This window comes from Ramlibacter paludis, from assembly GCF_022012305.1.
GTDB lineage: Bacteria > Pseudomonadota > Gammaproteobacteria > Burkholderiales > Burkholderiaceae_C > Ramlibacter > Ramlibacter paludis.
Genome location: NZ_JAKLTM010000001.1, coordinates 1055845 through 1079951, shown reverse-complemented (window position 1 = coordinate 1079951; position 24107 = coordinate 1055845). Strand labels below are relative to the sequence as shown.

The 24107-nt window shown below is 69.5% G+C and carries 29 protein-coding genes; 8 read left to right on the top strand and 21 right to left on the bottom strand.

The window, feature by feature from the left end; translation table 11 throughout:
* Positions 1 to 40: 40 nt before the first annotated feature.
* Positions 41 to 397 (top strand): SpoIIAA family protein, encoded by a 357-nt coding sequence (locus LZ009_RS05580; RefSeq protein WP_275696876.1) that lies wholly within the window; start codon positions 41 to 43, stop codon positions 395 to 397.
* Between the two features lie 29 nt (positions 398 to 426).
* Here LZ009_RS05580 and LZ009_RS05575 read toward each other — a convergent pair whose 3' ends face one another.
* The 8 genes from LZ009_RS05575 to LZ009_RS05540 form a co-directional block, all read right to left on the bottom strand.
* Positions 427 to 1395: a Bug family tripartite tricarboxylate transporter substrate binding protein gene (locus LZ009_RS05575; RefSeq protein WP_275696875.1), complete on the bottom strand. Its 969-nt coding sequence runs from the start codon at positions 1393 to 1395 to the stop codon at positions 427 to 429.
* A 30-nt stretch (positions 1396 to 1425) separates the two neighbouring features.
* Positions 1426 to 2868, bottom strand: coding sequence for a cytochrome P450 (locus tag LZ009_RS05570; RefSeq protein WP_275696874.1), 1443 nt, complete (start codon positions 2866 to 2868; stop codon positions 1426 to 1428).
* 115 nt (positions 2869 to 2983) lie between these two features.
* The gene (locus LZ009_RS05565; protein WP_275696873.1) at positions 2984 to 3952 is read right to left on the bottom strand and encodes a Bug family tripartite tricarboxylate transporter substrate binding protein; all 969 of its coding nucleotides are present in this window, start codon (positions 3950 to 3952) and stop codon (positions 2984 to 2986) included.
* Positions 3949 to 4266 (bottom strand): AtuA-related protein, encoded by a 318-nt coding sequence (locus LZ009_RS05560; protein ID WP_275696872.1) that lies wholly within the window; start codon positions 4264 to 4266, stop codon positions 3949 to 3951. The genes LZ009_RS05565 and LZ009_RS05560 overlap by 4 nt, the downstream gene beginning before the upstream one ends.
* A 7-nt stretch (positions 4267 to 4273) precedes the next feature.
* Positions 4274 to 5614 carry an acyclic terpene utilization AtuA family protein gene (locus tag LZ009_RS05555; protein ID WP_430300194.1) on the bottom strand — a complete coding sequence of 447 codons (1341 nt, stop codon included), beginning with the start codon at positions 5612 to 5614 and terminating at the stop codon, positions 4274 to 4276.
* Between the two features lie 89 nt (positions 5615 to 5703).
* A complete protein-coding gene (locus LZ009_RS05550) occupies positions 5704 to 6663 on the bottom strand; it encodes a tripartite tricarboxylate transporter substrate binding protein (protein ID WP_275696870.1) in 960 nt (319 codons plus the stop codon).
* 69 nt (positions 6664 to 6732) lie between these two features.
* A complete protein-coding gene (locus tag LZ009_RS05545; protein ID WP_275696869.1) occupies positions 6733 to 8295 on the bottom strand; it encodes an acyl-CoA synthetase in 1563 nt (520 codons plus the stop codon).
* Positions 8296 to 8372: 77 nt separating this feature from the next.
* A complete protein-coding gene (locus LZ009_RS05540) occupies positions 8373 to 8648 on the bottom strand; it encodes a hypothetical protein (RefSeq protein WP_275696868.1) in 276 nt (91 codons plus the stop codon).
* A 12-nt stretch (positions 8649 to 8660) separates the two neighbouring features.
* Here LZ009_RS05540 and LZ009_RS05535 point away from each other — a divergent pair, with 12 nt between their 5' ends.
* A complete protein-coding gene (locus LZ009_RS05535) occupies positions 8661 to 8849 on the top strand; it encodes a hypothetical protein (protein ID WP_275696867.1) in 189 nt (62 codons plus the stop codon).
* 63 nt (positions 8850 to 8912) lie between these two features.
* On the opposite strand, the gene LZ009_RS05530 is transcribed toward LZ009_RS05535, so the two are convergent.
* Genes LZ009_RS05530 through LZ009_RS05520 form a run of 3 tightly spaced genes read right to left on the bottom strand, consistent with a single transcriptional unit; the run spans position 8913 to position 11021 of the window.
* Complete coding sequence (locus LZ009_RS05530; RefSeq protein ID WP_275696866.1) at positions 8913 to 9485, bottom strand: hypothetical protein; 573 nt, start codon at positions 9483 to 9485, stop codon at positions 8913 to 8915.
* Between the two features lie 43 nt (positions 9486 to 9528).
* Complete coding sequence (locus tag LZ009_RS05525) at positions 9529 to 10581, bottom strand: GNAT family N-acetyltransferase (protein WP_275696865.1); 1053 nt, start codon at positions 10579 to 10581, stop codon at positions 9529 to 9531.
* An 11-nt stretch (positions 10582 to 10592) separates the two neighbouring features.
* On the bottom strand, positions 10593 to 11021 hold the full coding sequence (locus LZ009_RS05520) for a YciI family protein (protein WP_275696864.1): 429 nt from the start codon (positions 11019 to 11021) through the stop codon (positions 10593 to 10595).
* 106 nt (positions 11022 to 11127) lie between these two features.
* Between LZ009_RS05520 and LZ009_RS05515 the strand changes: the two genes are divergently transcribed.
* Entirely contained in the window at positions 11128 to 11727 is a 600-nt protein-coding gene (locus tag LZ009_RS05515; protein WP_275696863.1) for a ProQ/FINO family protein, read from the top strand.
* A 24-nt stretch (positions 11728 to 11751) separates the two neighbouring features.
* Here the strand turns inward: LZ009_RS05515 and LZ009_RS05510 are convergent, their stop codons facing one another.
* Positions 11752 to 12165: a hypothetical protein gene (locus tag LZ009_RS05510; protein ID WP_275696862.1), complete on the bottom strand. Its 414-nt coding sequence runs from the start codon at positions 12163 to 12165 to the stop codon at positions 11752 to 11754.
* Between the two features lie 353 nt (positions 12166 to 12518).
* Here LZ009_RS05510 and LZ009_RS05505 point away from each other — a divergent pair, with 353 nt between their 5' ends.
* The gene (locus LZ009_RS05505; RefSeq protein ID WP_275696861.1) at positions 12519 to 12743 is read left to right on the top strand and encodes a hypothetical protein; all 225 of its coding nucleotides are present in this window, start codon (positions 12519 to 12521) and stop codon (positions 12741 to 12743) included.
* 21 nt (positions 12744 to 12764) lie between these two features.
* Here the strand turns inward: LZ009_RS05505 and LZ009_RS05500 are convergent, their stop codons facing one another.
* Positions 12765 to 13196, bottom strand: coding sequence for a PACE efflux transporter (locus LZ009_RS05500; RefSeq protein ID WP_275696860.1), 432 nt, complete (start codon positions 13194 to 13196; stop codon positions 12765 to 12767).
* A 30-nt stretch (positions 13197 to 13226) separates the two neighbouring features.
* On the opposite strand from LZ009_RS05500, the gene LZ009_RS05495 reads away from it, so the two are divergent.
* Positions 13227 to 14204, top strand: a complete 978-nt coding sequence (locus LZ009_RS05495; protein ID WP_275696859.1) for an NAD(P)H-dependent flavin oxidoreductase — start codon at positions 13227 to 13229, stop codon at positions 14202 to 14204.
* 86 nt (positions 14205 to 14290) lie between these two features.
* Entirely contained in the window at positions 14291 to 15166 is an 876-nt protein-coding gene (locus LZ009_RS05490; RefSeq protein ID WP_275696858.1) for a pirin family protein, read from the top strand.
* Positions 15167 to 15178: 12 nt separating this feature from the next.
* Here LZ009_RS05490 and LZ009_RS05485 read toward each other — a convergent pair whose 3' ends face one another.
* The gene (locus tag LZ009_RS05485; protein WP_275696857.1) at positions 15179 to 16087 is read right to left on the bottom strand and encodes an amino acid ABC transporter substrate-binding protein; all 909 of its coding nucleotides are present in this window, start codon (positions 16085 to 16087) and stop codon (positions 15179 to 15181) included.
* A gap of 105 nt (positions 16088 to 16192) precedes the next feature.
* On the opposite strand from LZ009_RS05485, the gene nudC reads away from it, so the two are divergent.
* Entirely contained in the window at positions 16193 to 17017 is an 825-nt protein-coding gene (gene nudC, locus LZ009_RS05480; RefSeq protein ID WP_275696856.1) for an NAD(+) diphosphatase, read from the top strand.
* Positions 17018 to 17036: 19 nt separating this feature from the next.
* On the opposite strand, the gene LZ009_RS05475 is transcribed toward nudC, so the two are convergent.
* The 5 genes from LZ009_RS05475 to LZ009_RS05455 form a co-directional block, all read right to left on the bottom strand.
* On the bottom strand, positions 17037 to 17717 hold the full coding sequence (locus LZ009_RS05475; RefSeq protein WP_275696855.1) for a hypothetical protein: 681 nt from the start codon (positions 17715 to 17717) through the stop codon (positions 17037 to 17039).
* Between the two features lie 133 nt (positions 17718 to 17850).
* Positions 17851 to 18195, bottom strand: coding sequence for a hypothetical protein (locus tag LZ009_RS05470; RefSeq protein ID WP_275696854.1), 345 nt, complete (start codon positions 18193 to 18195; stop codon positions 17851 to 17853).
* 48 nt (positions 18196 to 18243) lie between these two features.
* Positions 18244 to 19464, bottom strand: coding sequence for a hypothetical protein (locus tag LZ009_RS05465; protein WP_275696853.1), 1221 nt, complete (start codon positions 19462 to 19464; stop codon positions 18244 to 18246).
* Entirely contained in the window at positions 19464 to 20048 is a 585-nt protein-coding gene (locus LZ009_RS05460; protein ID WP_275696852.1) for a hypothetical protein, read from the bottom strand. The genes LZ009_RS05465 and LZ009_RS05460 overlap by 1 nt, the downstream gene beginning before the upstream one ends.
* A complete protein-coding gene (locus tag LZ009_RS05455; protein ID WP_275696851.1) occupies positions 20045 to 20881 on the bottom strand; it encodes a serine hydrolase in 837 nt (278 codons plus the stop codon). Before LZ009_RS05455 ends, LZ009_RS05460 begins: the two co-directional genes overlap by 4 nt.
* A gap of 132 nt (positions 20882 to 21013) precedes the next feature.
* Here LZ009_RS05455 and LZ009_RS05450 point away from each other — a divergent pair, with 132 nt between their 5' ends.
* Positions 21014 to 21454: a hypothetical protein gene (locus LZ009_RS05450; protein WP_275696850.1), complete on the top strand. Its 441-nt coding sequence runs from the start codon at positions 21014 to 21016 to the stop codon at positions 21452 to 21454.
* A gap of 13 nt (positions 21455 to 21467) precedes the next feature.
* Here the strand turns inward: LZ009_RS05450 and LZ009_RS05445 are convergent, their stop codons facing one another.
* Together LZ009_RS05445 and ggt are read right to left on the bottom strand one after the other, a co-directional pair.
* Positions 21468 to 21947 (bottom strand): hypothetical protein, encoded by a 480-nt coding sequence (locus tag LZ009_RS05445; RefSeq protein ID WP_275696849.1) that lies wholly within the window; start codon positions 21945 to 21947, stop codon positions 21468 to 21470.
* Positions 21948 to 22025: 78 nt separating this feature from the next.
* Positions 22026 to 23978: a gamma-glutamyltransferase gene (gene ggt, locus LZ009_RS05440; protein WP_275696848.1), complete on the bottom strand. Its 1953-nt coding sequence runs from the start codon at positions 23976 to 23978 to the stop codon at positions 22026 to 22028.
* Positions 23979 to 24107: the final 129 nt, after the last annotated feature.

Genomic DNA, 24107 nt, shown 5'->3' with positions numbered 1-24107 from the left:
TTGAGGCAAGATTGCAGTTCCAGGGAATCGCACAAGAACAATGACATTCAAGCTCGTCTACCGGCATGGGCCCAAGATGGCGCTGGCCGAGGTCACGGCGCTGGCCTTCCTCGAAAGCGCGGAGCCGGTGCTGCAACAGATCGAGAAGCGCACCCGCCAGCACGACGACAAGCGCCTGCTGGTCAACCTGAAGGACGTGGTGGGCACCTTCGGCCCGGAGGAACAGATCGCCATCGCCAAGCTGGCGACGCGCTACCTCTCGCACCTGGAGAAGGTGGCCTCGCTGGTGCCCGAGGAGAAGATCACCCGCGTGAGCGAGCAGGTCGCGAAGTCGGCGGGCATGCAGCTGAAGGTGTTCACCAGCTTCACGGACGCCGTGAACTGGCTGGTGGAATAGTCCGGCGGCGTCCCAGGGCTGTCCGCCCCTTATTGCGGCTCGATCTTCGCGTCCTTGATCGCCTTCGCCCACTTCACGGTCTCGGCGGCATTGCGCTTGGCCAGCGCCTCCGGCGTGCCGGGCTCGACGGTGAAGCCGATGGGGCCGAACTTCTCCTGCAGGTCCTTGTCGTTGGCGGCGTGGTTCAAGGCGGCATTCAGCTTGGCGATGACGTCGGGCGGCGTGCCGGCCGGCGCGAACGCGGCGAAGTAGGCGATCAGTTCATAGTCCTTCAGGCCCAGCGCTTCGTTCACCGTCGGCAGTTCGGGGACGGCCGGCGAACGCTTGGTGGAGGTCACGGCCAGGCCGCGCACCTTGCCGCCCTTCACCTGCGGCAGCATCACCGCGAAGTCGGCGGTGAACATCATCACCTGGCCGCCGATCAGGTCGGTCATGGCCGCGGGGCCGCTCTTGTACGGCACGTTGGTCATCTGGATGCCGGCCATGCCGGCCAGCATTTCCGATGACACCAGCTGCGAGGTGCTGGCGCTGGCGAAGGTCACGTGGCCGGGCTTCTGCTTGGCCAGCGCGACGAACTCCTTCAGCGTCTTGGCCGGCACGTCGTTGTTGACCGCCACGATCAGCGGCACCGAACCCTGGTAGCCGATAGGCGCGAAGGCCGTGTCCTGGTTGTACGGCAGCTGCTTCATCAGGTACTTCAGCGCCGCGTTGGTGCTGTTGGTGCCGAACATGATGGTGTAGCCGTCCGGCGCCGCCTTCGCGACTTCGGCCGCGCCCAGCATGCCGTTCACGCCCGGCTTGTTGTCCACGATGATGGGCTGGCCCAGCTGCCTGGCCATGTGCTCGGCGAAGGCGCGGCCGATCTGGTCGGTGGCGCTGCCGGCGGCAAAGGGCACGACGGCGCGGATCGGTTTGGAAGGATAGGCCTGGGCCAGGGCCAGCGAAGGGCCTGCCAGGGCGATGGCCGCCAGGGCGAGCGTGCGCAAAACGGTTTTCAACGTCGTCTCCAGTTTGTTCGACAAGGCATTCTAGGAGGCGGCGGACCGCGGCCGCAGGCGCATCTTCAAGCCCACCGGCGCCATGGTCAGCGTGAGCCGCTCCTCGGGCTCGGCGCCGCCCGGCGCGGACACTTCCTCCAGCTCGAAGTTGGCCAGCAGCATGGCGGTCACCATCTTGATCTCGGCCATCGCCAGGTAGCGGCCCGGGCACATGCGCGGGCCCGCGCCGAAAGGCATGGTGGCGCGCTTGGCGGCGGACATCGACTTGCCCCCGGCCTCGGGATTCCAGCGCGCGGGGTCGAATGCCTGCGGCTGCGCGAACTGCTTCGCGTCCATGCCGCCGGGACGCATCATGCAGACGACGATGGCGCCGCGCGGCACCAGCACGTCGGCCACCACGGCGTCCTCGGCCACCTCGTTCATGATCACCGGCGCCACCGGCTTCAGGCGCATGGCCTCGTTGGCGCAGGCCTCGACGGCGTCCAGCCGCGCGAGGTCCTCGGTGCTGCGCACCAGGCCGCCGGGCGGCAGCACCGCGTCGACCTCGGCGCGCGCCTGCGCCACCGCCTGCGGGTTCGCATGCAGCAGCCAGAACAGCCAGGCGAGCGTGTGCGCGGTGGTGTCTTCGCCCGCCAGCAGCATGGTCAGCACGTTGCCCGACACGTCTTCGTCGGTGATGCCTTGCTGGCCGTCTTCCGCTGCTGCCAGCAAAGCCTGGATCAGGTTCTCGGGATGCTTGCGCAGCTCGGGCCGCGCGGCCAGCTGCTCGCGAGTCTGCGCGATGAAGCCGCGCACCGCATCGCGCAGCGCCAGCACGTGGTGGTCCAGCGACTTGTCGCGCAGCCACGCCGGCAGCCGGAATGGCGCGAGCAGCCGCTTGAACAGCGCCGGCAGGATCACGTTCAGGTGCTGCTGGATCGCATTCTCGGCGCTCGCTTCCAGCGTGTTCAGGTTGTGGCCGAAGGCGAGGCAGGTGGTGACGTCCACCGTGTAGCGCATCAGGTCGGCCAGCAGGTCGATCTCGCGGCCCTGCGTGGCCGCTTCCTGCCAGCGCCGCCGCAGCCGCTCCGTGATCTCCACCATCGCGGGCAGGTAGCTGCGGATGTGCGTGGGGTCCAGGCCGTGCAGCACCATGGGCCGCTGGCGGCGCCAGGTCTCGCCGTTGGCGGAGAACAGGCCCAGGAAGCCCATCTCGCGCGAGACCTGCTCCAGGCGGCTGCCGCGGCGGAAGGCGCCGGGACGGCGGCGCAGCACGCCGGCAATGACCTCGGGGTCGGCCACCGCGAGGAAGCGGCGCCGGCCGATGCGGAAGGCAAATACATCACCGAAATCGCGGGCCCATCCTTCCAGCTGCGTGTGGAAGGCTTCACGCCGCAGGCGCGGCGCCACGCCCAGCAAGGGCCAGCCGCGCGGGCCGGGCACGCCCTCGAAACTGCGGGGCACCGGGGCCACCGGCGCGGCTTCGCTCGTCATCGTTCCTCCCCCTCGCACGGGGGGAGCCGTGCGAGGGGGAGTTGTACACGGCGGGCTGGTCGCTGTAAACGCGGCCGACCCGCAGAGCCGATTGCCTAGCCGGCCCTGCGCCGGCTCATTCCGGCTTGATCTTCGCGCGCTCGACGACCTGCTTCCAGCGCTTCTGCTCCTGCGCGATGAACTGGGCGAACTGCGCCGGCGTGCCGCCGATGGCCTGCGCGGCGTCCTGGTTCAGGCGCTCCAGCGAGGCGTTGGACTTCATCGCCTTCTGCGTCTCGGCGGCCAGCTTGTCGATGTTGGCCTGCGCCATCGTCGCGGGGGCCAGCATGCCGTACCACTGCGTCATCTCGAAGCCGGGGTAGCCCTGCTCCGCCACCGTCGGCACGTCGGGCAGTTGCGCCAGGCGTTGCGTCGAGCCGGTGGCGATGCAGCGCAGCTTGCCCGCCTTGATGTGCGAGATGATGGCCGAGGCGCCCACCGACGCGGCGTCGAGGCGGCCGGCCAGCAGGTCGGTCAGCTGCGGACCGGTGCCCTTGTACGGGATGTGCGTGATGAAGATGTTGGCCGTCATCTTCAGGTACTCCATCGCCAGGTGGCCGGCGCTGCCGTTGCCGGCGGAGCCGTAGTTCATCTGGCCCGGCTTGCTCTTCACCAGCGCGACGAACTCCTTCAGGTTGTGCACCGGCAGGTTGGGGTTCACCACGTACAGGCTCGGCACCTTGGCCAGCAGGCTGACCGGCTTGAAGTCCTTGTTGGCATCGTAGGGCAGCTTGTCGTACATGTACGGGTTGACCGCCAGCGTGCCGATGTGGCCCAGGATGATCGTGTGCTGGTCGTCGGCGCGCGCCACTTCGGCCATGGCGATGTTGCCGCTCGCGCCCGGCTTGTTGTCGACGAAGACGCTCTGGCCCAAAGTCTTGGAGAGCTCGCCGGCCGCGGAGCGGGCGATGATCTCCGAGCTGCCGCCGGGCGCGAAGGGCACGACGAAGCGGACCGGCTTGGTCGGCCAGCTGCCTTGGGCGAAGGCAGGAACGAAGGCGGCGCCGGAGGCGGCAGCGAGGAAGGTGCGGCGGGTGGTGGTCATGGTTGTTGGATGGCCAGGGAAAGCAGGTGGAAGGACAGTGCCTTGCCGTGCGAATCGAGGTTGAGCGAATCGTTGACGCCCCCATCGAGCACGTCGTGCAGGACGAAATTCATGGCATGGAGGTTCGGCAGCAGGTGGCGCTGCACGGCACTCGGCCGCCGATGGCCGAAGTGCGCGGCGACGCGCTCGGGCGTCACCTGCTCCACCAGCAGCGGATAGTCCTCCGCGCGGTAGGCGATGACGCTGATGTTGACGATGTTGCCCTTGTCGCCGGTGCGGCCGTGGGCCAGCTGGTGCAGTTGGATTTGCGGCATGGCGGTCTCAGGCGAATTCGTGGCGGGCCGGCAGCAGCTCGCGCGGGATGAGCACCGCGCGGTTCGACAGGCGCTGGCGCTTGCCGGTGCGCACGCCGCCGCCGCCGCCCGGGCCGCAGGTGTAGAGCGCGGTCAGTTCGCGCAGCATGCGGTCGACCGCGGCGCCGTCGGCATGCTTGCCCGCGACGCGCAGGCGCACGTCGGTCGCGCTGCCGGCCTCCTGGCTCGCGAGCAGGCGGCCGCCGTCGTCGCCGACGATGCTGCAGATGCCGACCAGGTCGAAGCGCAGGTCCAGTACGCCGTGCAGGCGTTCGCGCAGGACTTCCATCGCCAGCCGCGCCCGCGCTTCGGCCTGCACGCCGGCATAAGAGATCTCGCCCTCGCCCAGCCAACCGCCGTCGAAGTAGGCCAGCGCCTTCAGCGTGGCGGGCCGCGCGTGCCCGCGCACGCCGGCCAGCTTGACGCGATCGGGGCCGACCTGCGTGACCGTGGCCTGCGTGATGTCGGCGACCACGTCGGGCGTGAGGTAGGCCGCCGGATCATGCAGTTCGTACAGCAGTTGCTCTTTCACCGTGCGCGTGTCGACCAGGCCGCCGGTGCCGTCGGCCTTGGAGACGATGCAAGTGCCGTCCTCGAAGATCTCGGCGGTGGGGAAGCCGACGTTCGCGAGGTCCGGCACGTCCTTGCGGCCCGGATCGGCGAAGTAGCCGCCGGTGACCTGGGCGCCGCATTCGAGCAGGTGGCCCGCCATGGTGGCGCCGGCCAGCCGGTCCCAGTCGTCCAGCGGCCAGTCGTAGTGCGCGAGCGCGGGGCCCAGCACCAGCGAGGGATCGGCCACGCGGCCGGTCACCACCACCTGCGCGCCGTCGCGGATGGCCGCAGCGATCTCGACGGCGCCCTGGTAGGCATTGGCACAGACGAAATGGCCTTCGTCGAAGGACGCGCCAAGCTGCGCACGCACGAGCACGCGGCCGCGTTCGTCGGAGAGGTCGTCGCCGCTGACCACGGCCACGCGCGGCGGCTGCAGGCCGAGTTCCTTCGCCAGCGCGAGGATGGCGGCGGCCGCGCCTTGCGGATTGGCCGCGCCGAAGTTGCCGACGATGGTGATGCCGTGCTTGACGCAATCGGCCAGGATGGGCCGCAGTTCATCGAGCAGCAGGGGCTCGTAGCCCAGGGCCGGGTTGGCGCGCCGCGCCAGGTGCTGCAGCGCCAGCGTGCGCTCGGCGAGGTTCTCGAAGATCAGCGCGGCGGGTCCGCCGCGCGCGACGAGCGTGCGCACCACGGGCCCGGCGGCCTCGACGCGGTCGCCGGAAAAACCGGCGCCGCAGCCTATGGCAATTGTCTCCATGGCGCGATTGTGCATCCCGCGTCATTCCCGCGGAGGCGGGAACCCAGGGCATTGGAAGCTCTGGCTCCCCGCCTGCGCGGGGATGACGCTTACACCATGCCCGACAGGTACATGATCGCGCTCAGGCTCGCGGACTCGTACTCGACGAAGTCCTCGAAGTCCTTGCCGCTGGTGAAGGCGGGGGTCCAGCCGTTCTTCTCCAGCGCTTCCTGCCAGGCCTTGGTCTTCGTGGCCTTGGTCACGGCGTCGACCAGCGCGGCGCGCTGCTGCGCGCTGATGCCGGGGGCGCCGTAGACGCCGCGCCAGTTGCCCAGCACCACGTCGTAGCCCTGCTCCTTCAGCGTGGGCACGGCGATGCCGGGCAGGCGCTTCTGCGAGGTGACGCCGATCGCGCGCATCTTGCCGGCCGCGATGTGCTCGGCGAACTCGCTGTAGCCGCTGCCGCCCACGGTGACGTTGCCGCCCAGGATGGCCGACACGGCCTCGCCGCCGCCGCGGAAGGCGACGTAGTTGACCTTCTTCGGATCCACGCCCACCTGGCGCGCCAGCATGCAGGCGGCGATGTGCTCGGTGGAGCCCTTGGAGCCACCGCCCCACTTGACGCTGCCCGGGTCCTTCTTCAGCAGGGCCACCACGTCCTTCATGGTCCGGATCGGCGAGGCGGCCTCGACCACGAACACGTTGTATTCGCTGGTGAGGCGGGCGATCGGCGTGCAGCTCTGGATCTTGAGCGGCGAGCGGCTGGAGATCAGGCCGCCCAGCATGACGGCGCCGGTCATGATCAGCGCCTCGGGGTCGCCCTTGGCGCTGGTGAAGAACTGCGCCAGGCCCAGCGCGCCGGCGGCGCCGCCCTTGTTCTCGTACTGCACGGCGTCGACGGCCTTGGCCTCGACCAGCGCCTTGCCCAGCATGCGGCCGGTGGTGTCCCAGCCGCCGCCCGGGTTGGCCGGGATCATCATCTTGTAGGTGCTGCCGGCGCGGGCGGCCAGGGGCAGCAGGGAAGCGGCGGCGAGTCCGCCCAGGGATTTCAGGAAGGTGTCGCGGCGCATCGTTCGGTTTCCGGCATCGCCGCGAGACTGCGGCGGCGCATCGTTGCCGACCAGGCTGTCGATTGGCTGTCAGCCGCCGAACTGGCCCGCGTAACGCTGTCGCAATTCACGCTTCAGCAACTTTCCGCTCGGGTTCTTCGGCAGCGTCTCGGTGAAGACCACCGCCTTGGGCGTCTTGAAGCCCGCCAGGTGCTGCTGGCAATGCGCCAGCACCGCGGCCTCGTCGAGCGACTGGCCGGCCTTGGGCACGACCACCGCGATCACGGCCTCGACCCAGCGCGGATGCGGCACGCCCACCACCGCCACTTCGGACACCGCGGGCAGCCGGTAGATCATCTCCTCGACTTCGCGGCTGGCGACGTTCTCGCCGCCGGTCTTGATCATGTCCTTCTTGCGGTCCACCACCGTGATGAAGCCTTCCTCGTCGATGGTGGCCAGGTCGCCGCTGTGGAACCAGCCGCCCTCGAAGGCCGCGCGCGTGCGCTCGTCGTCGTGGTAGTAACCCAGCATCAGGTGCGGCGAGCGGTGCACGATCTCGCCGACCTCGCCCGGCTTCACGTCCTGCAGGGCGTCATCGACCACGCGCGTCTCCACGTTCAGCACTGCGCGTCCGCAGGAGCCGGGCTTGCGCAGCTGGTCCTCCGGGCCCAGCATCGTGGCGAGCGGCGCGATCTCGGTCTGGCCATACAGGTTCCAGAAACCGACGTCGGGCAGGCGTCGCGCCAGCTCGCGCAGCACCTCCACCGGCATGATGGATGCGCCGTAGTAGCCCTTGCGAAGCGTCGAGAGATCGGTCTGGTCGAAGAGGGGCGAGCGCAGCAGCGCGATCCACACCGTGGGCGGCGCAAAGAAGGAGCTGATGCGGTGCTTCGCGATCAGCGGCAGCAGGTTGTCGGGGGTCGGCTTGGCCGTGATGATGCTGGTGCCGCCCACGTAGACCATGGGCCCGAGGAACACGTCGAGCTGCGCGCAGTGGTACAGCGGCAGCGCATGCAGCATCACGTCGCTGGCGCTGATGTTGGCGTCGACCGCGCAGCTGGCGTACTGCCAGATCACGGCGTCGTGCGTGAGCATCGCGCCCTTGGGGCTGGACTCGGTGCCGCTGGTGTAGACGATCTGCGCCAGGTCGCCGCCGGCCAGGTCGACCTCGGGCGGCGCCTCGTGGCGGTCGACCAGCGCATCGAAGGTCGTCATGCCGGCAACGGGCTGCGACGGGTCCTCGGACGGCAGCCAGACGAACTGCTTCACCGCCGTGTCCAGCCTGGCTGCAGCCTGCGCGAGCTCCGCCAGGCCGCTGTCGGTGGCCAGGGTCTCGGCCTGCGCATGGCGCAGGATGTAGGCGACCTCTTCGGCCTTCAGCATGAAGTTGATCGGCACCAGGACCGCGCCGAGCCGCGCGAGGGCAAAGCGCAGCGCGGCAAAGCCGTGGCTGTTGCGCGCCAGCACGGCGAACCGGCTGCCCTTGGCGACGCCCATGCGCGCGAGGCCGGCGGCCAGGCGGTCGACGACCGCATCGAACTCAGAGAAGGACCACGACGCGGCGCCGCACACGATGGCGGTCTTGCCCGGGTTGCGCTTGGCGCTGCGGCGCAGCAGGTCGGCGAGGGTCTGGCGGCGGATGGCGGTGTCCACGGGGAGCTCCTGGTGAAGCGGCCATGGTGGACCATGGCCGCTTCCCAAGCCAACCGGGCTTTCCCGGTCGGTGCTCATCAAAGGCGCTTGACACCCGGGATGATGGCCACGAGCTTGCCGTTGACGTACAGCGCACCTTCCGGCGCGCCGCTGTCGCGGTGCAGTTCGTGGAACTCCACGTTGGCCACCTCCTCCTGGAAGGCGAGTTCGGCGGCATGCGCCGCGGAGCGGGCGGCAGCGATGCGCGAGAGCGCTTCGCTGGCCGAACGCAAGGCGGCGGCGGCGACATAGAGCAGCGTGGCGCTGAAGGGGCGGGCCAGATCAGGAGCGCCCCAGCTCAAGGTCTTGGTCATCGGAATCTCCAGTTGAAAAACAAAACGGCCCGGAAGCAATTGCCGCCGGGCCGTGGTGCCACGCCGCAGGGACTGCTAGCGGGGTGGCACGTCGGCCTCGCTGATGCGGCGAACGAACTTCTGCGGGAACAGCAAAACGGACATGGATGGGTGAAGGTTGAAGGGATGGCCTCGCCGAAAGATTTCGACTTGCGCAAATGATAAACAATTCTTTATCTTGCGCAATGGAAGTTCACCTGCCCGTCGCAACGAGGCGACAAACGGTCAGCGTTTTTTCTTGAGGGGGGCGACGCCGGCCTGGGTCTTGGTCCAGAGGCTGTGCATGTCTTCGTCCGCGGGCTTGCTCGCGACCGGCTTCGCTGCGGGGGCCGCAGCCGGCGGCATCAGCACCTCACCCAGCAGGTCCAGCAGCCGCGTGCGGGCGCGCTGCGGATGGCGCCGGTAGTACGTGAGCACCAGGCCGACGATGAAGCGCTCGTCGTCGTCCTGCGGCAGCGGACTGGAGTTGGATTGCGGGGCCTGCGCGGCCGCCGCTGCGCCCCGTGCGGCGGGAGCGGCCGTCTTGCCCGAGGCGTCGTGCGGCAGGTCCATCCAGCCCGGCGTCTTGTGGCACTGGTGCTCGAACTGGCGCGCCAGCCGCTCGCCGATCTGGCGCGAGCGGCTCTTGATCTGGCTCCAGTAGGAAGGCTGGATCTGCAGGCGCTCTGCGAAGCGCCTTTCCAGGCCGCGCAAGGTGGCGGCATCGGGATCCTTGACAGTATTGCGAACGAACTCGTCGAACAGCGCCAGGGCGTTGTCCAGGCGGATCTGCGCGACGTCGCGCGGGCCGGATTGCATGGACCCCGATGATAAAGCTTTGTTGAGCAGGGGAGCAATCGGCCTAGGCGCCGAGGAAGGCGCCCAGGGCGTCGCGCGAGAGCTGGTAGGTGCATTCCTCGCGGTGCACGCGGAAGCCGAGCTTGCGGTTGACGGCCAGCATCGGCGCGTTGGACTGCGCGTTGTAGGTGGTGAAGGTCGTCACCTCCGGCCTGCGCTCGCGCACCAGCAGCAGCATCGCCGCCTTGGTGGCCTGCGCCACGCCCTGGTTGCGCCACGGTGCCGCCACGGCCGTGAAGGACTGGTGCACGCGCCCGGGGACCCGTGCGTCCCAGTTCGCGTCGCACACGGCGGCGACCTCGTCCCCGTCCTTGAGCAGCAGCAGGTAATGCTCGCCGCCGTGCAGGTCCAGCTCGCGGTACCAGGCCTCGAAGGCAGCGAGCTCGTAGCGGATGCGCGGCATCTCCAGTTCGCCCAGCGGCTGCTGGTTGCTCAGGTTGCTGAAAGGCGCCATGAGCTGGGCGAGCCGCGCGATCGGCACGCGCGGCACATGCATCTCCCAGCGCAGCGGAAGATGGTCCGTCTCGATGCGGTCGCGCCACGCAGGCAGTTGCGCCCACGGCACGTCCCCGAACGCCAGGTGGTTTTCGACGCTGCGGAACTTGGCCTGCGCGCCCGTGGCGGCGACGAAGCCATGGCCGTCCGGGAACAGCACCTTGATGGAGGCCAGCGACTTCCCGTTGGCCACCATGAAGTCGTGCAGGTGCGCGAACAGCGCCCGGCCCACGCCGCGGCGCCGCTGCTGCTTCAGCACGCCGCCGAAGATGTCGACGTAAGGGGCGTAGGCGTCGTAGCCCTCCGTGCCAGGCCGGCGAACGCCGAAGATGATGTTGCCCACGATCTCGCCCGCGCTCAGCGCCAGGAAGCGGTGATGCAGGACGAAGAGGAGGTGCCTTTGCGCCTCGTGTTCGAAGTCCGCGTCCTGCAGGAAGGGCGCGTCCGGGAATTCCTCGGCCGCGCGCTGCCGGCGGTAGGCGTGCAGCGCTTCCCAGTCCGCCCTGCTCGCGGACCGGGGATCGAAAGGACGGATCTCGACGGACGCGCTCGCGGGGGCCATGGGCCCGGAGTCTATCCGGCGCGCGAAGCAGCTTCCTTGCGCAAGCGCTCTTCCTGTTCGCGCACCTCGGCGGGCAAGGCGTCGCCGAAGTCCTCGGCCGAATAGATCTGCCGGATCTCGATCTCGGAATCGGTGCGCATCGGGTTCGGGCACTTCTTCACCCAGGAGATCGCCTCCTGCAGCGAAGCGCACTTCCAGATCCAGAAGCCCGCGACGAGCTCCTTGGTCTCGGTGAACGGCCCGTCGATCACGCGCCTGTCCTTGCCGGAAAACGCGACCCGCGCGCCGCGCGAGCTCGGGTGCAGGCCTTCGCCCGCTTCCATCACGCCGGCCTTCACCAGCTCCTCGTTGAAGGCGCCCATCGCGGTGAACTCCTCGGCGGTCGGCATCACGCCCGCTTCGCTGTCCTTCGTCGCCTTCACCATCACCATGAATCGCATCCCGGTCTCCTTGAGGTTCCAGGGCGGCCATCCGCCCTCATTCATGACGACGAACGAGGCAGTGCCGGATCGACACCCGTTCGTCGGTAGACTCGCCCCTGCAACCATGACCCAAGAATCGACCGCACGCAAGCCACCCCGACCGGTGCACCCGCTCCTGCACAAGCTGTTCGAGCTGTACCCCCGGCTGTTCGGTGCGCGCTTCCTTCCGCTCAAGCTCGGCGTTTTCGAAGACCTGGTGGCGGCGCATCCGGAGGCGCTGCCGGCGGCCGAGCTCAAGACCGCGCTCGGCCTGCACACCCGCTCCAACCGCTACATCGAGGCCGTGGCCTCCGGCCTGCCGCGCCACGACCTGCAGGGCAAGCCGGTGGAACCGGTGGCGCCGGAACACGTGCATCACGCCATCCTGGAGCTGTACCGGCGCCACAGCGGCCGGTCGCCCGAGCAGGCGCGCCAACGCGCCGTCGCGCAGTTGGCGGCCGCCGTCGAGGCATCGGGCATGACCCGCGAGGCCTACCGCGAGCGTTTCACCGCCAGCGACGACAACCTGCATGCGATGCTCGAGGAGGCCCTGGCCGTCGTGGCGCAGAAGGGCGCGCGGCGCGAAGCGCTGCAGAACGCCTTCCAGGCCAGCGGCAAGTCCGTCGCCGAGTTCGCCGAGATGTACGGGCTGGACCCGAAGGAAGCGAAGAAGCTGCTCGCGTAAGCAGCCTCTCCTGGGACCTGCTGCTCAGTGAGCGGCGGTGTCCGCCTTCGCCTGGTGCAGCTCCGCCTTCGCCTGCGTCTTGCAGTCGCGCTCGGTCTTGCCCTTCATGTCCTCGCACTTCTCCTTGGCGACCTCGTAATTCGCCTTGGCCTGGGCGCGCTCCGCTTCCTTCTCATGGCGTGCGCTCGGCTTGTACTGCTCCTCGAGCTGCGCCAGGGCGACCTTCTCCTTGCCCTTGGCCTCCTTCTCGCACACGTCCCTGGCGTTGCCCTTCATGCCGTCGCAGCCCTTCTTGTCGGCCTTGTGCTGGGCCTCGATCTTGTCCTTGCCCGCCTTGTACTGGTCTTTCGACATGCCGGTGGCGTCGGCCGCGAAAGCGCCGCAGGCCAGGCCGAAGCTGCACGCGGCGGCGACGGCGAAGATGGATTTCTTGAACATGGGTGACTCCCTTTGCTATGGGGTTGATGGGATGCACCGGCGTCATCGCCGGCACGCATGCATGCTGCGCGGCCCGCACGGCTGCGGGTGTCGGCCGGTCCTGCCGCGATGCGTCGGATTTGCGTTGCCGGCGCGCAGGCCGCAACGGATGGTCGCCTGACGGGAAGCCGACTCGCGCCTGCGTACCGCGGCGCATCCGGAAGCGTGCGTTCAGGTTCCGGTCAGGCGCATGACGACATAGGCCGACGCATGCAGCGGTGCGACCTGCGGCAAGAACACGGCATGCCACCGACAGGCGCGCCCCGGCCGCCGGCGCACATTGCACGCATCAACCACTTTCCAGGAGTTCCATGATGAAGAACGTGACCAAGGCCCGCGCCCCCGGCATCTCGCTGTGCATGGTGTTCGCCATGCTTTCCGCGGGCGCGCAGGCGGGCTGCCTCAAGGGCGCGGCGGCTGGCGCCGTCGGCGGCCATACCCTCGGCCATCACACCGCCCTGGGCGCGGCCGCAGGCTGTGCGGCCGGACACATGCACGCGAAGCACAAGCTGCACCGCGAGCAGCTGGCGCGTCGCTGATCCCCACGCCAGGCAGGGGCGCTACTTCGCCCCTTGCCTGGCCGATGCAGGCAAGCCGAAGACGCGATCGAAGGCCCAGGTGAAGGCCAGCGCATAGACGAAGAAGAAGGCAAGCAGCCCCAGGTTGGCAACGAAGGCCGTCGCCGGCGAGATCTGCAGCCAGAGGGCCATCACGGGAACGAGGATCACCGCCAGGCCGCCTTCGAAGCCGATGCCGTGCGCCAGCCGCCGCGCGAACGAACGGCCTCGCACCGCCTGGCGAGACTCCCAGCGCTCGAAGATCCAGTTGAAGGCGTAATTCCACGCCAAGGCGATCGTCGACAGGACGACGGCCAGCCCGAAGGTGGAGGACTGGGGCTCGTCGAAAGCGATGCTCAGCACGGGGCCGACGGCGGCGATGGCGATGACTTCGTAGAGGATGGCCTGCAGGACGCGGCGGGTTGTCGGTGTCACGGAGAACGGATTCTAAGGACATACTTCCGCATGCCTGAACTCGCCACACGCCTCACCCGGGTGCTGCAGCTGCGGCACCCGCTGCTATCCGCGCCCATGGCCTTCGCCGCGGGCGGGGCGCTCGCTGCGGCGGTCAGCCGCGCCGGCGGGCTGGGCCTGATCGGCGGCGGCTACGGCGACCTGCCGTGGCTGCAACAGCAGTTCGCGCTCGCGGAAGGCGAACGCATCGGCGTCGGCTTCATCTCCTGGTCGCTGGCGAAGTCTCCTTCGCTGCTGGCCGCGGCGCTGGAGCACCGGCCGGCCGCCGTGATGCTGTCCTTCGGCGACCCGCGCCCCTTCGCGGCCGCCATCCACGCGGCGGGCGCGGCACTCGTCTGCCAGTGCCAGGACATGCAGCACGTGCGCGATGCCGTCGAGGCCGGGGCCGACGTCGTCGTCGCCCAAGGGGCCGAGGCGGGCGGCCACGGTGCCCTGCGTGGCACGTTCAGCTTCGTTCCCGAGGTGGCCGACTACCTGGCCGCGCATGCGCCCGAAACGGTGCTGGTGGCTGCCGGTGGCGTCGCCGACGGCCGGGGACTGGCGGCGGCCCTGATGCTGGGCGCGGATGGCGTGCTGGTCGGCACGCGCCTCTGGGCCTCGCGCGAGGCGCTGGTGAAGGAAGGACACCACCAGGCGATCGTGGCCTCGGACGGCGACGGCACGCTGCGCACGCGCCTGCCCGACATCGCGCGCGAGCTCGCCTGGCCGCCGGGCTTCACCGCGCGCATCCGGCGCAACGCGTTCACCGAACGCTGGCACGGCCGCGAAGCCGACCTGGCCCAGGCCGTCGCGGTCGAAGGTCCGCGCTACCGGCAGGCGTTCGAGGCGGGAGACCCCGAGAACACCGCGGTCTGGTTCGGCGAAGCCGCCGGCCTGGTGCATGCCATCGAACCCGCCGCTGCGATCGTCGAGCGGATGGTCGCGCAAGCGCTGGATCGCTTGGGGCTGCAGCGGCCCGCGGCGGCCTGAAGGGCTCACCCACCGTCCCGGCCATGGGACGCTGCGTTGCACCCGGCAGGCTTGTCGCGCCCCGGTTTTCGCCTCATCTTGCAGCCATGAAGAAAATCCTCTCGACCCGCAGCGCCCCCGGCCGCCACTGGGTGGGCGACGGCTTTCCCGTGCATGGCATGTTCGATTACCAGTCGGGCGCGGAAGAACGCAGCCCCTTCCTGCTGCTGGACTACGGCGCGCCGACGCGCTTCGAGCCCACCAGCGCGCGCCGCGGCGTGGGCCAGCATCCGCACCGCGGCTTCGAGACCGTGACCATCGTCTACGACGGCGAGGTGGAACACCGCGATTCCACCGGCCGCGGCGGCGTCATCGGCAAGGGCGACGTGCAGTGGATGACGGCCGGCGCCGGCATCCTGCACGAGGAGTTCCACTCCACGAACTTCGCGCGCACCGGCGGCCCGTTCGAGATGGTGCAGCTGTGGGTGAACCTGCCGGCCAAGGACAAGATGGCTGCGCCCGGCTACCAGGCCATCACGAACGCCGACATCCCGGTGGTGCCGCTGGCGGATGCTTCGGCGGCGCCGGCCGGCCAGGTGCGCGTGATCGCGGGCGAATTCGGCGCCGTGCGCGGGCCCGCGCAGACCTTCACGCCCATGAACGTGTGGGACGTGCGCGTGCAGGCGGGCCGCACGGTGTCGCTGGCGCAGCCCGAGGGCTGGACCAGCCTGCTGGTGGTGCTGGATGGAACGATCGAGGTCAACGGCGAAACCGTGCTGCGGCCCGCGCAGATGGCGACGCTGTCGGCGCAGGGGCGCGAGATCCGCATCGAGGCCAACGGCGACGCCAAGCTGCTGCTGCTGTCCGGCGAGCCGATCGCCGAGCCGGTGGTCGGCTACGGGCCGTTCGTGATGAACAGCCAGGCCGAGATCGTGCAGGCGTTCGAGGATTTCAACGCCGGCAAGTTCGGCCGCATGCAGTGAGCTGCAGGCTGCCTAGAGCGAGTACCCCAGCAGCATCGCCACGCCCGACTCCTTGTTCGGGCGGGTGAAGCTGTCGCGCGTGAGGCGGCTCATCGCGATGTTGAGGCGCTCGGTGGTGAACCACTTGCGGTACAGCGCGTCGATGTCGCCGCCGGTGTACAGGCGCGCCAGCGTGCGATCGACCACGGCGCCGAGGGCGGCGTCGCCCTTGCGCATCATGATCGCGTACGGCTCGACCGACAGCACCACGCTGCTCAGGTCGAGGCGGTCGAGCGCGTTGTCGTGCGAGGCCATGCCGACCAGCAGCGAGTCGTCCTGCGGGAACGCGCGCACCCGGCCGTCCTTCAGCGCCTGGTAGGCCTCGCCGTTGCTGGCGAAGGTGGTGAGCTGCATCTTCACCTCGCTGGTATTGAGCTGCGTGAACAGCTTCTCCGACGTGGTGCCCTTGCTCAGGGCCACCGGCAGGCCCACGAGGTCCTTCACCGAATCCACCTTGGTGCCCTTGGGCACCAGCACGCGGATGCCGGCCACGAAGATCGTGTAGCTGAAAGCCACCTTTTCCTGGCGCGCCTTGGTGTTGGTGGTGGAGCCGCACTCCAGGTCGATCTCGCCGCTTTCCAGCTTGGGGATGCGCTCCGGTCCGCTGACCGTCTTGTAGTTCACCTTCAGCTCGGGCAGCTTGAGGGTGCGCTTGATCTCGTCGACCGCGGCCAGGCACAGGTCGACGGAGTAACCCACCGGCTGCTTCTGGTCGTTCAGGAAGGAGAACGGACGCGCGGCTTCGCGCACGCCGAGCGTGATCGATCGCGTTTCCTTGATGCGGGCCAGCGTGTCGGCCGGGGCTTGGGCGAAGGCGGGGAAGGCGAGAAGAAGCGAGGTGCAGGCGGCAAGCGGCAGCGCGCGCAGCGAGAGGAACGGCATGGGGAGGTCGAAGCTGGAAAGGCGCGAGTCTACGGGTTAACCCGTAGATCTCCCTGACGGGAGGTTTGCAACCCGGGGGCGCGCAGGCGGCCGCTACGATGGGCGATGCTCGTCACCCCCGCCCATTTCGTCCCGCTGCACGCGCCGCAGCCCGGCGCGCAGGAACACATCTTCGTCTTTCGCGGCGGCGCGCTGCTGGTGCGCGATGCCGACCTGGGCTTGCCCGACGCCGAAGCCTGCGCGGCGCTCGGCATCGCGCTGGACGATGCCCGCGCCGTCGGCATGCTGGGCAAGCACTACTGCCGCGCGGCCTGGGTGGCCGCCGATGCGCAGGTGGCGGAAGGCTTCGCGTTCCGGCCCTTGCGCTCGCTGTTCGGCGCCGTCGACACGCACCTGCTGGCGGTGGCCGGCCGCGCCTTCCAGATCGCCGAGTGGGCGCGCACGCATCGCTTCTGCGGCGCCTGCGGCGGCGCCATGGAGGCGCTGGCGGGCGAGCGTTGCATGCGCTGCACGCGCTGCGGCCACGCGGCGTATCCGCGCATCTCGCCCGCGATGATGGTTCTGGTGAGGAAGGGCGATGCGATCCTGCTGGCGCGCAACGTGGCGGCACCGAACGGCCGCTTCAGCGCGCTGGCGGGCTTCCTGGAAGCGGGCGAGTCGGTCGAGGACGCAGTCCACCGCGAGGTGTTCGAGGAGGTCGGCCTGCGCGTGCGCGACCTGCGCTACTTCGGCAGCCAGTCCTGGCCGTTTCCGCACTCGCTGATGATCGCCTTCACGGCGGAGTGGGAGAGCGGGGAGATCGCTTGCGACACCAGCGAGATCGCCGAAGCGCACTGGTTCGGTCCCGGCGACACGCTGCCGGAGTTCGCGACCGGGGTGTCGATCTCCGGCGAGCTGATTCGCGCGAACCTGCCGGGTCGAACCGGCTGAAGCTCCGCGGGCGCGCCGCTCAGGAGCCGCTGCGGCTGACGCCGTCGACCACCATCTTCGACGGCAGGGCGAGCAGCACCACTTCGCCATCGACCTGCACGTACTGGTGTCCGGGCGGCAGCCGCGGCAGCGCGGCACGCACGTTGTCGGGCACGCCGCTCATCACGGCCTTGGGCGGCAGCGGCTCGCCGATCTTCCAGCCGGCTGGCTTGCCCGAGGCGGGTTGCGAGGCGTAGTACTGGCGCAGCATCGCCTGCGTGCGACTGCTGAAGTAAGCGCCGGAAGGCAGCGGCTTCCTGGCGAGATGCGAACCCTGGCCGACGTTGTCGACCAAGCGCGCGTTGGGATCGAAGCGGTCGTCGAGCGCCTGCTTGGCGCCATGGGTAGCCGCGGGCGCGGCGGGCGCTGCCGGAGCCGCTTGCACGGAGGCCTGCACGAGCGGAGCGGAGGGCGCCGCAGGCGCAAGCGGCACCGGCAGGGATTGGGACGGCACCAGCTTCAGCGCGGCCGTCTTCGGTGCCGCCGCCGGCTTGGCCGCGGGTTTGCTCTTCGCCGGACGCACCGGCTTGATCTGGTCGACCGGGCGGCCGAGCACGGCCGGCGCCACCGGGTCCGGCAACGGCGATTCGGCCGTTGCGAACGAGGAGGCGGCGAGCAACAGGAGGCCGGCGAGCGGCGCGATACGGAACGGCACGGACATGGTTCTCTCGAGCTTGCAGAGTTCAACCGCGACTGTGGGATCCGTGCCCGGGGTCCGCATGTGGGCGCAGGCCGACTCTTGCGGTCGGAAAGCGTCGACGGCCGCGCCGCCGGAAATTGGGTTCTGACCCCAATTACTTGGCGGGCTTGGCGGCGGCCTTCTTGTGCGAATTGCGAGCGGCTTCCATCGCCGCGGCTTTCTCGGCGTGCTTCTCGGCGCGCGTGCGGCGGGCCTTGGGCTTGCTAGCTTCCTTGCCGTGCGCGTCCTTGGCGGACGCCGGCTTTTCCTTGGGCTGCGCGTGGTGCGTGCGCAGCAGGCGGTCGACGGCCTTGGGCTTGGGTTCCAGGGCCTTGGCCGCGCGCTTTTCCTTCTCCTCCTTCAGCAGGCGGCGCTCATCGCGCAAGGCCTGTTCGGCTTCGTCGCCGGCCTGCATGGCGCGATGCAGCGCCTGGCCGTTCTTCTCGAGGCGCCGGGTCATGGATGCAGTACGAATCGGCATTTCAGGATCCTCCTGGCAAGGGGAGGATCACTTTAGGCCGATCCGGCCCGTGGCGCCAGCTTCCCAGGTGTCGAGATGCTCGACCAGGTCGTCGAGCGCGATCACCTCGCGGCCCGCGCCTTCGCGCTGGAACACCACCGCCGACCAGCCCGACATGCCGATCGGGCGCAGGCTGCTGCCGTCCAGGCGCAGCGGCTGCCCGGCCACCGCCTGCAGCACCACGCGCTCGTAGCGCGAGCGCGCCAGCGGAGCGCCCGCCTCCCAGGCGCACAGCGTGCCCACGTCTTCGTAAGCGGCGGGCCGGTCATCCAGTTCGAGCAACGAGGGCGAGCGCCTGCGCAGCACGGCCAGCACCACCCGCTTCGTCTCGGGATCGGCAATGGCGCGGATGGCGCGCCAGAAGCGGCGGATGGTGCGGCCGGCAATCGCGCGCAGGCTGAGCTCGCCGTGCTCGGGCGTGCGCCACATCGTGCTGTCGATGTCGCAGGTGAAGGGGTTGTCGGGATAGCAGATGAATTTCGCCAGCCAGCCCTTGCGCGAGGTATGCGGCATGGGCGCGAAGCCTTCGATGACCGGGATGCCGTGGCGCGCGAGCTCGCGCAAGTCGTAGCTCGGCCAGGTCATCACCTCGCGCGCCACCGCGACGATCAGCGTCGCCGTGGCGATCATGAGCGCCGGGTCCGGCGTGAAATCGGAGGTGATCTCGATGCGGCCCGGCCGCGGCCGCACGCCGACGCCGGTGGACTGCCGATTCGCGGCCAGCAGCATCACGGGCGCGGGGAGGATGTACGACAGCAGCAGCGCCAGTTGCTCGATGGTGCGGCCGTTCGCCGGTTCGCCCGGCGGCAGGTCGAAGGACACGTTGTAGTGCGCGCTGAAGCCCACCAGCCGCGTCTTGCGCCCCTTGCGCGCATCCCAGGCATCGAGTTCCTCGCGGATGAAGCGGATCGATTCCCACAGCGATCGCCCGGCGCGCGCCGCGCAGCCGCGCTCGATCTCCACCACCGGCGTCGCCACTTCGATCACGCCCGTGTCGAAGTAGACGGCGCCGCCGGTGGGCAGGTGGTACGAGGTGCCCTGGCGGTGCATCAAGTCGCCGCGGATGAAGTCGCGGGGACTGCCGAACAGGTCCTCCGGGCGCACCGGCTGGTCGTCCAGCATCAGGTTCCATTCGGCTTCCAGCCCCATCGCCGCGCGCTGCAGCGCACCCGCCGGCAAGGCCCGTTCGCGCTTGCTGTTGCCGGCCATCAGTTCGCCTCCGGCGGGTCGAACACCGTGTAGCCGATGTCGATGTGCAGGTGGTCGTCGGCCTCGCCGTCGCCCTGGCCGAAGGGCCGCACCCAGGCGCCGGGAATCACGCGGCGCGCGATGGCCGCGTACTTCTCGATCTCTTCCTGCGTGTCGAGGAAGGTATCGCCGATGCGGTAGATGTTGGCGGCCGTGCCCCAGCAATGGCGCGAAGCGTGGCGGCTCAGTGCGTGACCGGGCGAGCGGTAGCCTCCGTTGGCGGCCACGTGGACATAGGTCCCGACCTCCAGGCGAAACAGCTCCAGGCCGGCCGCCAGCAGCAGGACCGCGCAAGGCACGTAGCGCGGGAAGGACCGCAGCAGCGGCGTCTCGCGCACGTCGACGCCGATCAGCTCCGAAAGCGTGAAGTGCGGCGTCAACTCGGTTTCGCGCGCCTGGTTCCAGGAGTCCACGCGCAGGAAGGACGAAGGCAGCACGCGGTCGGCGTCGCCGCGGTCCAGCAGAATCTCGCCGGGCCGCAGCACGCGCCGCACTTCGGGCGGCAGCTCCGCGGCCCTGACGACCGGCAAGGGCAATGCGCTCATTCGCTGCGCCTCGTCATGTATTCGTAGACAGCACGCGAGATGCGGGCAATCGTTTCCTGCCGGCCGTTCACTTCCTGCTCCCATTCGGTGAGGATGACGACGACGTACGCATCGCGGCCACCCAGGTAGACAATGCCCGCGTCGTGCGCGATGGTGGAGATCTCGCCGGTCTTGTTGGCGACGCGCGCATCCTCCGGCAGTCCGGCGGGGATGCCGCTGCGAAAACGCTGCTGGTGCAGGATGTCCAGCATGGCCTGCGAGGCTTGGGGCGAGATCGCCTTGCCCTCTTCGATGAGGCGCATGGCATCGCACAGGCCCGCGGCCGTCACGCGGTTGTTGAGGCCGGCCGCCCACGCCGCTTCGTCTTCCACGCCGCGCTGCAGGTCGATGCCGCCCAGGTGCAGGCGCGCCAGCGACGCGCGCGCGGCCTCGACCCCGACGAGATCGAGCAGCAGGTTGGTGGCGAGGTTGCTGCTGGTGACGATCATGTGCTCGGCGAGCTGGTGCACGGTGAGCATGTGGCCGATGGCGGCATGCACTTCGGCGTTCGCATCGCTTTCGGTGGACACACGAAAGGGGCGGCCGTCGACCATGCTGAGGAAGCGGTTGCGCACGTGCACGCGCGAGAACGGCTCGAAGCGGCCCTGCTCGATGGCGTCGTACACGGCCAGCAGCACCGGAACCTTGATCGTGCTGGCCGCATGGAACCAGCGCGCCGAGTTCAGCGACCACGCGGTGTGGTGCTCGAAGTCGTACGCCGCGACCGCGACGGCCGACGCCCTCGCCTCTTCGCCGATCTGCAGCACGGTGTCGCGCAGCGATGCCTCTGCCATGGTTCCCTGTTCTCGAGCTCGCGGGAGAAAGTCCCGGCCTGATCACGATGGTGGAGGAAGATCCGCGCACGGCGCGTCGGACTGGACCCAAAATGAAGCCTGTGGGAGGGGACGGACGCGGTGGCAGGCCCAATGACTTCTCGAAACATCCCGGATGCGCGCAAACTGGAGTCCATGGGCGAGGACACCAGCATCTCCGAACTGCGATCCCGGGTTTCCAAGCTCGTGGACGAGGAAGGCGCCTTGCTGACCGAAGCATTCGCCGCGAGCAAGGAAGGCGGCGACCGGCGCAGCGTCGACGCGCTCTTCGCCCGCGTGCAGGCGCTGCAGGTGGAACGCAATCGCCTGCAAAAGCAGATCGGCAGCCTGCTGGGTACGCGGCGGCTGCACGTGGCGGCGGAGATCTGGCAGCCCGGCAAGTACGACTATCGGCCTGAAGACGGTGGCGACCTCGTGCGCGTGGAGGTGCTGCAAGGACCGCTCGGCTTCCAGGCCCAGCTGCCCGGCCGCGGCGGGCCGGTTCGGATCGAAATGCTGCGCGGCACCTTCGACGGGCCGATCGCCAGCGGCTGAACCGGAAGACGAGCTAGCGGGACGGGTCGGCGTTGGCCTCGCCCTCGGCGCGGGCCGGCGCGAGTTCGACGGGCGCCGGCAAGGGCTCGGGCGCTACACGGATGCCTTCCTGCGACGGCGCAGCGGCGGCGGACACGGTCGACTCCTCGACCCGAACCTTGCGTTTGGCCGGCGTGTGGCTGGCGGTGAGCACCGGTGCGGATGCGGCGGCGAGCGGCGCCTGCACCTCGGGCACGGGCGCCGAAGCGGCGGCCACGGGCTCGGGCGCGGCGGTGACCGGTGCCGCGGCGACGGGTGCGGTTGCAGCCAGCGGTGCCGGGCCTGCGCCCGAAGCGTGGGTGTCCACGGCCGGCGCGGCTTGCATGCGCGACCACAGCTGCCACGGAGGCGGCTGGTTCGCCAACTCAGGCGGGGCGTACAGGACGCCACCCATGACCACCCCGAACAGGGTGCCCACGCCGAACATGCTCCAGGAACGCCATGCGTAACTCATGCACGCATGGTCGGGGCTGGCCGGCGGGAAGTTCGCGGGACGGCTCCGCTTCGTGCTGCCGGAGCCGTCCTACCGCGTTCAGGGCGTGAAGGTGTCGCCCAGCACCAGGCCTTCGCGCCGCGGGTCGGCGCCGCCTTGCAACACCGACTGGCCGTTGATGGTCGGCCGCAGGATCGTGGCGATGCCGCTCGACTGCGCCGACACCGACACCGTGTGCCCGAGGGCCCGCAGGCCGGTGACCAGCGGGTCGCTCGCGCCGTTGTTGGTCGCATTGACGTTGGGGTGCTCGCCGCCGACGCTGGTGGTCGGCGAGTTGGCCGCGCCGAAGTCGACCATGGCCGTCGCCTGCTGCGCATCCATCTTCCAGTCGAGCGCACCCACCAGCGTCTTCACCACGTACTGGATGATGGTGGAGCCGCCCGGAGAACCGGTGGCCATCGCGAAATCACCCACGCTGCCGTCGGCGGCCTTGCGGAACACCAGCGTCGGCGCCATCGAACTGCGCGGCCGCTTGTTGGCCTGCACGCGGTTGGCCACCGGCGTGCCGGTGCTGTCGGTCGGCGTCGCCGCGAAATCGGTCAGCTGGTTGTTGAGGATGAAGCCCTTGGCCATGTGGAAGGAGCCGAAGCTCGACTCGACGGTGGTCGTCATCGAGGCGACGTTGCCGTCCTTGTCGACGATCACAACCTGCGTGGTGCCGTTCTCCGCCACCGGGATCACGCCCAGCGGCACCGCGCCCAGGTCGCCGGGCTGCGCCGTGCCCATGCTGCGCGAGAAGCTGATCAGGTCGGCCCGCGTGCGCAGGTAGGGCTTGTTCAGCATCGTGTTCCACGTGCCGCCGGGCAGCGAGACGAAGTCGGTGTCGGCGATGTACTTGTCGCGGTCCGCATAGGCCAGGCGTTCGGCTTCGCTCACCAGGTGCACGGCTTGCACCTGCGGCTTGCCGCCTTCGCCGTCCATCGCGGTGGGCGCGTAGAGGTCCAGGTTGAAGTTCTCCAGGATGCCCATCGCCTGCGCCACGGTGATGCCGCCGGAGGACGGCGGGCCCATGCCGCAGATCCAGTACACGCGGTAGGTCGTGCACACCGGGGTGCGCTTCTTGGCCTGGTAGCCGGCGAGGTCGGCCAGCGTGGTCTTGCCGGGCGTGATCGGCGTGACGCCGTCGGCGGCGGCGGTCGCCCCGACCTTGTCGACGATCGCCTGCGCAATGGCGCCCGTGTAGAAGGCATTCGCGCCTTCGTTGGCGATGGTCGTCAGCGTCTGCGCGTAAGCCGGGATGGTGAGCACCGTGCCCAATGCCTTGGGCGTGCCGTCGGCGTTGTAGTAGGTGGCGGTGGCTTCCGCATCGCGCGCGAGGTTGCTGCGGTTGCTGGCGATCGCATCGGCCATGCGGCCGGGGATCTTGAAGCCCTCGGTGGCGAGCTTGATGCCGGGCTGCCACAGGTCCTTCCACGCCAGCTTGCCGTGCTCCTTGTGCACCAGGTCGAGCATGCGCACCACGCCCGGCGTGCCGACCGAGCGGCCGCTGGCGCGCGCGCTCGGCACGGGCGTCGTGCGATTGCTGGCGTCGTCGATCCAGCGCAGGTAGTTCTCGGTGGCCGTGGCCGGCGCGGTCTCGCGGCCGTCGTACGAAGCGACCGTCTTCGTCTTGGCGTCGTAATAGACCATGAACGCGCCGCCGCCGATGCCGCTGGACTGCGGCTCCACCAGGCCGAGCACGCCCTGGATGGCCACCGCCGCGTCGGCCGCCGAGCCGCCGGCCTTGAGCACGTCGCAGCCGGCCTTGCTGGCCAGGGGCGTGTTGGTGACCACCATGAAGGACTTCGCATGCACGGCCTTCATGCCGGTACGGTAGCCGGACGCCGGTTCCGGCGCGGCCGGGTCGCCGGGCAGGCCAGAGCCCACCACGACGGAGCCGCTGCCGGTGACGACCTCGCAGGAGAGGTCCGGCGGCGGCGGCAGTTGTGCGAGGTCGCCCCCGCCGCAGGCGGCGAGCGCCAGCAGCAGCGGAAGCGCTGAAAGTTTCTTCATGGGAACTCCTTGACGGGCTTTGGGTGAGACACGGGACGAGCCGCATGCCAAGGTACTCGCGTGCGGCAGCACGCGCATTGCGGGGGACCCTGAGAACGGAAGGCATAAGAGCGTCGCTGCTCGACCATG